Genomic DNA, 7351 nt, shown 5'->3' with positions numbered 1-7351 from the left:
CCCCCCCCCCCCCCCCACCCCCGCAGCCCCCCCCCCCCCCCCCCCCCCCCCCCCCCCCCCCCCCCCCGGGCCCGTAGCAATTACTTGGAAGTGGGTGCGTCAGGCCTGTTTGTCGGGCCGAACCAGATCCGTGTGGCTGACGCCGAGGGCCAATGCCAGTTCATAGATCGTGATGATCGTCGGATTTCTTCGGCCCTTCTCCAAGCCGCTGATGTACTGCTGGCTGAACCCGGAAATCTCGGCAAGCTGCTCCTGCGTCAGACGCTTCCTTAGCCTGATCCTCTGCACATTACGTCCGACCAACCTGCGCATATCCATGCACGACAGCCAGCGGATTAGGCAGCTTGAGTTTATCAACTATAATATGTAATCCACATCGAGCATCTAAATCGCTGGCGGAGGGGCATCGCGGAGGCCGTTTCCGGAGATATAACCAGCGATGTTACAGCCTAAATCGAGCACGCCAATTGCCGACGAAGTGCACTGGTCGGACAGCCTCACGGCATACGATAAAGCGCATTTCACGACTTATATGCGGCTCCTAGACGCCTCCGCCGATGATGCGAGCGAAGAAGAGATGGCCCACCTCATCCTCGGCATCGATCCAGCACGCGAACCGGAGCGCGCCAGGAAGGCTCTTCGTAGTCATCTCGACCGTGCGAACTGGATGGTCACAACTGGCTACAAGGAATTGTTCGCCGGCTGAACAATCCGGCTGTGCGCTCCGTTTCGCCTTTCAAGCAAGGAAACGCTCCTTGAAAACGCGGTCTCGCAGAGGGTGCATTGCATGTAGTTCGTTGGCAAAGTCACCGTACCAATCGGGTGCAATAAGTTGCATCATGACGGCGTCTGGGAAGGAATGCCCTGCATTGGAGGCGAATGGCGACCCCAAACAGCCTGTGCTCAGGCTCAGGACGACCAAAGACGAATTCAGTTTCTCAGAGAATTGAAGAACGCGAGGAGGCCAGCAGGGCTACGGCCTGATCCTTGGTGTGCACGCCGAGCTTCTTCTTCGCATTCTCGAGGTGGAAAGCGACGGTGCGCGGTTTGATGCCCAAGATGCAGCCCATAGCCCAGGCGGACCTTCCGCGCACCGCCCATTGCAGACATTCATATTCACGAGGTGTCAACGAAACGCCGTCCACTGTTCGGTTGCCGGACAGCTTTCGACGAGCATAAATGTGAAAAAATGTCGCCATGAGTTGGAGCGCCTGTTCATATCGCTCAGCAACGCGCAGGAATGCGGAATTGGGCTTATCAGCGGCAAACGTCATCGCTGCAACACAGCCTCTACGATCGATAATCGGGATCGTCAAACCGCAGCGGATGCTAAACTGGGCCGCCTCATCAAATAGCTTCTGTTGAGCCGGCGACATCTCAACGCCACGCAAATCCGATCCCCATGGAAACGGGCAGCCGCCACACCGCGCACGCATGATGACGGGATCGACTTTCTGATACTGGTTTTGCAGATAGTGCGCGGTCCAGGGAGGCGGATAATTCGAGATCAGCTTGGGCTCGCCACAAGATTGCAATGGCAACGCCAGATAGGCAAAGGTGAGTAGATCAAGTGCTGTGGCCGCCCCGGCCATGGCATCCCGGAAATCTGTTTCATCGACACTCTCCGACAGCTTTTCCACAAATGCCTCGAAGAGAAGCGGCATCTTCTTCGTCATTGTCCTGACTCGATCCCTCCATCCGTCTACTGCGCGCCACCCAGATCTGGAGACTCCGCCAACCCGGCCGCACAACTGCGGCCGGGTTTTGCGGGGAGTGGTCGGGCTGACCGTCGTTACAGAATGCGACGGAGCTTGCATGATCTTCGCACCGGTCGTCGCCAACCGCAGCTGCGCTGGACTGTTTGAACGACCATCACCGAGAAGCTACAGCATCTTCCCAACGCAATAGTGCAATCAGAGAGCTTCTTGGGGCGAAATGAAATCCTCGCCGCCCCCGCATCATGCAATGGTGAGAAGTCATCCTGCGCCACCATGATCGGGGCCGTATCAAAGCCGTCATCAATCCAATGGTTGCCGCGTGAACGTCGGTCGACACGGAAGAGCACAACGGATAGGCGCATCTCGCCGCTTTGAGCGCTATGATCCGGACGTATTGTTGCGCCGCTTTCTGATCGTTGGTGGGCAGATCGACTCCAAACATTTAGCATGGCTAGAGGTGCCGCTGTTCTCCGCTAAATTCAAATACCAATCTATCATCTTAAGCCGGGTCCAACCCAAGCCGGCACTATCGCTCGACACTGCTGCGGCGACATTCGATTGAAGGCTCTGAAGCACTTTGCGAAGTGCGAAGCAGACGTAAACCCGCAGGCCATGGCAATGTCGATGATGGGCATCCGTGTGCCTTCGATCAGGCGCTTCGCATGGTCTGTGCGAATCCGGAGATAGTGACGCACTGGCGGAAGTCCGATATGGGAAGCGAACAAGCGTTCCAGCTGGCGCCGCGATACTCCGGCCCGTTGCGCGACCTCCTCCATTGTCAGCGGGAACTCCACATTTTCTTCCATGATCCGCATTGCCATCAGGAGCTTGTCGCTCACACCGGCAAAGGCTAGACCCGACGGCCCGGTCTGGCGGTTTGATCCTGACCGCTGACCTTGGACAGTCGCGTGGCGGCAGACCTCCTGTGCAATATACCCGCCGGCATGGCTGCCGATCAGATCGATCGCCAGGTCGAAAGCTGCCAGTTCTCCCGCGCAGGTTGAATACTGGCCGTCCTTGACAAACAAGGAATCGCTTATGCGGGGCTGGTTGAACACTTCGGCGAAAGCAGCGAGCCGCGACCAGTGTATCGTGCAGCGTGTGCCTGCCAGAAGACCCGTCCGAGCAAGCAGCCATGTCGCTGTCCCAACCGCAGATATCGGCAGCCCGCGACGCGCCATCGTTCGCAGAAATCCGTTGAGTTCAGGCGTCAGTTGCTGCTCTACCAGCTCGCCCGTCACGATAGCGAGCTGGTTCGGTCTGCGATCGCCCGAACCGGAAACCAGCTCGTCTATCGCGACATCAACGGCAACCGAAAGGCCGTTGGCGCCCTCGATTGGCCGAGGGTCAAGCCCCGCGATTCGCCACCGGAACAGTGGCAGCCTCGATACCGTGTTGGCGATGCGAAAAGGTTCGATATAGGCGTGAAGCGCCAGGTGCGAGAAGCCGGGTAACAAAAGAACCACCAAGTCAAACGGTCGATCGGCCGCCGCCGAAATATTCGGCTTGGCCAACGACGTCATTGCGATGATGTTGGCGGGCGCGTTCACTAGGATCCGTACGTGACTACCGGCTCACCGAAGATGCCGGGTTCCGGTTTGACACCGAGGCCTGGCAGCTGGGGTACGGCGATGTGACCATTTTCGATGACGATGGGATTCTTCGCGTCGAAATGTCCTTCGATATATTCCTGCGCGATCCAGGCGCCCTCGAAACGGCGCGGCTCCACAGTGGAAGCTAAATGCACGCAAGCCGCCGCGATTATGTCGCCACCCCATGCGTCATCACAGCTGTGCGGTAACGAGCGGATGGCGCAAAGGTCACGCATCGTCGCCATTTTGGTGAGGCCGCCAAGACGGGTGACCTTGAAGCCGAAGCCATCTGCGATGCCGAGGGAGATCGCCCGGAGCACTGCATTCTGATCTTCGGTGTTCTCATCCAGATAGATCGGATGCGTGACCCTGCCCTTTAGAGTGGCGACCTCATCCATAGTGTTGCAGGGCTGTTCGAAAACAAAGGGGATCGCCTGGCAAAGCCGATCGAGATGGATCGCTGCAGCGACAGTGAGGCCCCTGTTGCCATCCACTGCGATACGCGCATTATGGCCGACCACCTCCCAAACCTTGTGAACCGTGGCGACATCCTTTTCGAGATTTCGGCCCGAGATTTTGACCTGCAGGCGTGGATAACCTGACTTCACCTTGTCGTTGGCAATCCTGGCCGTTTCGTCCGGTGAGCCAACAATCAGCGAGTAGTAGGACGGGACGCGATCGGTCAGGGCGCCGCCCAACAGCGTTGAAACCGGCACTCCCAGCCGTTGCCCAAGGAGATCGAGAAACGCTATGTCGAACGCTGCCTTGGCATAGTCATGCCCGTTCAAGCGCTCGCCCATGCGTTTGGCGAGAAGCCGGATCGAGGCAATCTCAGCGCCGATAAGACCCGGCGCGATTTCGGCAATCGCCGCGCGTGCGCCGAGTGCATGATGCGGCTGATAAACCGGCCCTACCGGGCAGGTTTCGCCCCAGCCAGTCAACCCGTCATTTGTCACAACCTCGACAAGGGTGCTGTCAAGCGCGTCGACGTCGGTGCTTGCCATTCGATAGGTGCCGCCTTTAACAGGCAGCTTGGTACTATAGACGTTGATCCGGTCAATGCGCATGATGCTCAGTATTCCTCGTTGAGTGCGTCGACGGCGGGGATTTCCCTTGAGCGACGATCGATATAAGCGCGCAATTCCTCGTCCTTCGCGACATCGAGCTTAGGTTCTTGATATTCGGCCAGAAGGAGGCGCGCATGATCGAGGGCACGTTGCTTGATATCCTTGGAGCCATCAGCGTACCACTGCTCGATCGAGTTATTGTCGAAGAGTTTCGGAATAAAGAAGGCCTTCTCGAAGTTCGCCTGTGTATGCGGATGGCCAAAGTAATGGCCGCCTGGACCGACATCGCGGACCGCGGCCAGGGCTTCATCAAAATCGTCCCACTGGATGCCTTGCGTCATGCGATAGCCCATGGCGCAGACTTCGGCGTCGACAACGAACTTTGCGATCGAGCAGTGCATGCCGGCTTCATTCCAGCCAGCCGAATGCCAGATGTAGTTTGCGCCTGACATCAGCACGGCCATCATCGTCATCGCACTTTCATAGCCAGCTTGCGCATCGAAGATCTTGGCTCCACCGAGCAGGTTCGAAGTGCGCCAGGGCACGTTATAGCGACGAGCCATCTGGCCGATCATGAAATTCATGAGCGATATCTCTGGCGTTCCCGCCATCGGCGCTCCCGATTGCATCGATACGGTCGACAGGTAATGCCCATAAATCGCAGGGCAGCCCTTGCGCACCACCTGCGTGTAGGCGAGTGCCGAAAGCGCCTCCGCATTGAGCTGCGCCACTGCCGCCGCGGTGGACGCTGGCGTGTTCGCGCCGCCGAGAACGAAGGGCGAGCACAAGACGGGCTGGTTGCGCCGGCAGAAAGCACGCATGCCGCCCAGCATGACCTGGTCCCATACGAGCGGCGAATTGCCATTGCAGTTTCCGGTGGTCACTGCATGCTTCTCGAGGAAGCCGTCGCCGAAAAGGATCTCGCACATGTCGAGCACGTCCTCGGCATTCTTGGGCGAGGTGGTCATGCCCATGAATATCTTGTCGGAGTGCTTCATTGACGAATAGGTGATGTGCAGGTGCCGATGCGCAACAACAATGTCCATTGGCTCGACGATGTGGTGAGCCGATGAATGCAACGCCGGCATCATGTGCGCCAGCTTGTGGAAGGTCCCAAGGTCCGCAATCGTCGGGCCACGCCTCACGTCATCGAGGTCGCGCATGTAAGGCGCGCCGGTCATCGGCACGAAGATGGATTTGTCGCCTCCGAGTTCGACATTCTTCGCAGGATCACGCGCGAAATATTCGACGTTGGGGGGAATGGTCTTGATGAGCTCCATGACCAGGCCGCGGTCGAGATGAACGCGGTCATCCGCGCGAACGTCCGCTCCGGCTCTCTTCCAGTCCTCAATCGCGATCGGATCGCGAAACACCACGCCTACTTCTTCCAGGATCGCGAGAGAAGCTTCGTGAATGCGTTCAACCTGCTCGGCATCCATCGGCTCGACCACGGGCAGTCCACGCTTCAGCGTCGGCAACATGTCGACCTTTGGCGCCGTGCGGATCGTCCGCCGCGCTTCCCGCCCTCCTCTACGAGAGAGCTGTAGTTGAGCAGTCATGCCGGCCTCCAGACAAATAAGTCGCGACACCGAAACCGGACCGCGCTCAACTATTGCCGGAGCTCTGAGCTTTGACCTACTGCAAAAGTCTCACGCGCGTGTTGACTAAAGGGCTGCACCGCCGGCTCGCTGACCCGGACACTTGAGAGATGGTTCGGTCGAGCAGCGGCGGAGCCGTTCCACCGTCCCAGCCCCAGCCTTTACGGATATCGCGCAAACTTGGACGGAATCGCCCAAAACCGTAGGCACCCCGACAGGCAGAGACGATGATGCATTGCGGCAAGCGAGCGAAATAAAGTCAATCGGCAGCCGACTTTTTTGCGTCGACTGGCTTCCGCGGATCCGTGGTAGCACGTTTCTTGCGTGGTGCGGGGCAAGAACAGAACAGCCCATTCCCGGATCAGGCGAGGTGAACAAAAACGACAACCTCGGACTCATCTAGGCATCAGATGGGTAGCGACAGGAGGATTTGAATGCCAAGGCCAAATCTCGTCAATAATGTACTCAGCGCGAGCACGTCGCGCAGAACCTTGCTGAAGGCCGGCGGCGCCGCCGCGCTGGTCATGAGCAGCCTGACGACGGGTGCCAGGGCCGACGCGTCCCGGCCGCTGGTCTATGCCTTCGCGGCATGGTCCGACGCGCTGGCAATCACCTATGTCGGCGCGAAGCTCATCGAGGACAATTTCGGCTACAAGGTCCAGCCGCTGCAGGCGGAGCCGGGCGTGATCTATGCCTCGCTTCAAACCGGGAAGGCCGACCTCTATTCGAACTCGTATATGCAGGGGATGGGCCCGCTCAAAGGCGACTATCACGGCGGTCAGGCGGACTATGTAAAGAAAGTCGCCGGTTCCATCAAAGTCGTCGGCGTTTCGGAAGGCCCGATGACGCAGGGCCTTGCCGTTCCGGACTATGTTGACATCAAGAGCATCGCCGAGCTCAACGACCACGCCGACAAGTTCCCAAGCGGCATCATCGGCATCGACGCCGGCTCCGGCCTCATGCAGGCCTCGGATGCAACGGTGAAGGCTTACGGTCTCAAGCTCAACCTGGTCCCGGGCAGCGAAGCTGCCATGGAAGCGGCCTTCCAGCGGGCTTACTCGAAGAACGAACCAATCGTGGTCACCACTTGGGAGCCGCTCCCGATGTGGAGCAAATTCAAGATGAGGTATCTCGAAGATCCCAAGAAGACGATGATGTCGGAGCCCTACTACTGTTTCCACGTCACGTCGAAGGACTTTGAATCCAACTTCCCGAAGGCCCAGGCATTTCTGACAAGGTTCCACATCCCGAATGACGAAGAAGCCAAGATCATGGGCTGGATCGACAGCGGGATGAAGCCTGAAGACGCCGCCGCAAAGTGGATCGGCGAAGTGAAAGGCAAGGGCATCATCGAGCCGTGGCTCGCCTGATCCCGA

General features: G+C 58.6%; 7 protein-coding genes. 2 read left to right on the top strand and 5 right to left on the bottom strand.

All coding sequences use genetic code 11. The features are described 5' to 3' along the window. Window positions 1–99 precede the first annotated feature (99 nt). Window positions 100–318 (bottom strand): helix-turn-helix transcriptional regulator, encoded by a 219-nt coding sequence (locus NKJ32_RS29980; RefSeq protein ID WP_023730016.1) that lies wholly within the window; start codon window positions 316–318, stop codon window positions 100–102. A 121-nt stretch (window positions 319–439) separates the two neighbouring features. On the opposite strand from NKJ32_RS29980, the gene NKJ32_RS29975 reads away from it, so the two are divergent. Next, window positions 440–706: a DNA -binding domain-containing protein gene (locus NKJ32_RS29975; RefSeq protein ID WP_352503551.1), complete on the top strand. Its 267-nt coding sequence runs from the start codon at window positions 440–442 to the stop codon at window positions 704–706. A 232-nt stretch (window positions 707–938) separates the two neighbouring features. Here the strand turns inward: NKJ32_RS29975 and NKJ32_RS29965 are convergent, their stop codons facing one another. The 4 genes from NKJ32_RS29965 to NKJ32_RS29950 all read right to left on the bottom strand — a co-directional run bounded on the left by NKJ32_RS29965 (window position 939) and on the right by NKJ32_RS29950 (window position 5936). Beyond that, window positions 939–1664, bottom strand: coding sequence for a LuxR family transcriptional regulator (locus NKJ32_RS29965; RefSeq protein ID WP_502902704.1), 726 nt, complete (start codon window positions 1662–1664; stop codon window positions 939–941). A 548-nt stretch (window positions 1665–2212) separates the two neighbouring features. Beyond that, window positions 2213–3268 (bottom strand): GlxA family transcriptional regulator, encoded by a 1056-nt coding sequence (locus NKJ32_RS29960; protein ID WP_352829735.1) that lies wholly within the window; start codon window positions 3266–3268, stop codon window positions 2213–2215. Then, window positions 3268–4377, bottom strand: a complete 1110-nt coding sequence (locus NKJ32_RS29955; RefSeq protein WP_352829733.1) for a mandelate racemase/muconate lactonizing enzyme family protein — start codon at window positions 4375–4377, stop codon at window positions 3268–3270. Before NKJ32_RS29955 ends, NKJ32_RS29960 begins: the two co-directional genes overlap by 1 nt. A 5-nt stretch (window positions 4378–4382) precedes the next feature. Next, on the bottom strand, window positions 4383–5936 hold the full coding sequence (locus NKJ32_RS29950) for a trimethylamine methyltransferase family protein (protein WP_352829731.1): 1554 nt from the start codon (window positions 5934–5936) through the stop codon (window positions 4383–4385). A gap of 473 nt (window positions 5937–6409) precedes the next feature. Between NKJ32_RS29950 and NKJ32_RS29945 the strand changes: the two genes are divergently transcribed. Then, complete coding sequence (locus NKJ32_RS29945) at window positions 6410–7345, top strand: glycine betaine ABC transporter substrate-binding protein (RefSeq protein ID WP_352829729.1); 936 nt, start codon at window positions 6410–6412, stop codon at window positions 7343–7345. Window positions 7346–7351: the final 6 nt, after the last annotated feature.

The sequence above is a fragment of the Mesorhizobium sp. M0159 genome, assembly GCF_040322295.1.
Taxonomy (GTDB): Bacteria; Pseudomonadota; Alphaproteobacteria; order Rhizobiales; family Rhizobiaceae; genus Mesorhizobium.
The sequence above is the reverse complement of the archived record's forward strand: the minus strand, read 5'-3'. Positions and strand labels throughout refer to the sequence as shown.

Bases quoted from the DNA above. Each gene is read 5' to 3' on its own strand.
- NKJ32_RS29965 (WP_502902704.1), bottom strand. From the start codon at position 1,664: ATGCCGCTTCTCTTCGAGGCATTTGTGGAAAAGCTGTCGGAGAGTGTC.
- NKJ32_RS29950 (WP_352829731.1), bottom strand. From the start codon at position 5,936: ATGACTGCTCAACTACAGCTCTCTCGTAGAGGAGGGCGGGAAGCGCGG.
- NKJ32_RS29945 (WP_352829729.1), top strand. From the start codon at position 6,410: ATGCCAAGGCCAAATCTCGTCAATAATGTACTCAGCGCGAGCACGTCG.
- NKJ32_RS29980 (WP_023730016.1), bottom strand. From the start codon at position 318: ATGGATATGCGCAGGTTGGTCGGACGTAATGTGCAGAGGATCAGGCTA.
- NKJ32_RS29975 (WP_352503551.1), top strand. From the start codon at position 440: ATGTTACAGCCTAAATCGAGCACGCCAATTGCCGACGAAGTGCACTGG.
- NKJ32_RS29955 (WP_352829733.1), bottom strand. From the start codon at position 4,377: ATGCGCATTGACCGGATCAACGTCTATAGTACCAAGCTGCCTGTTAAA.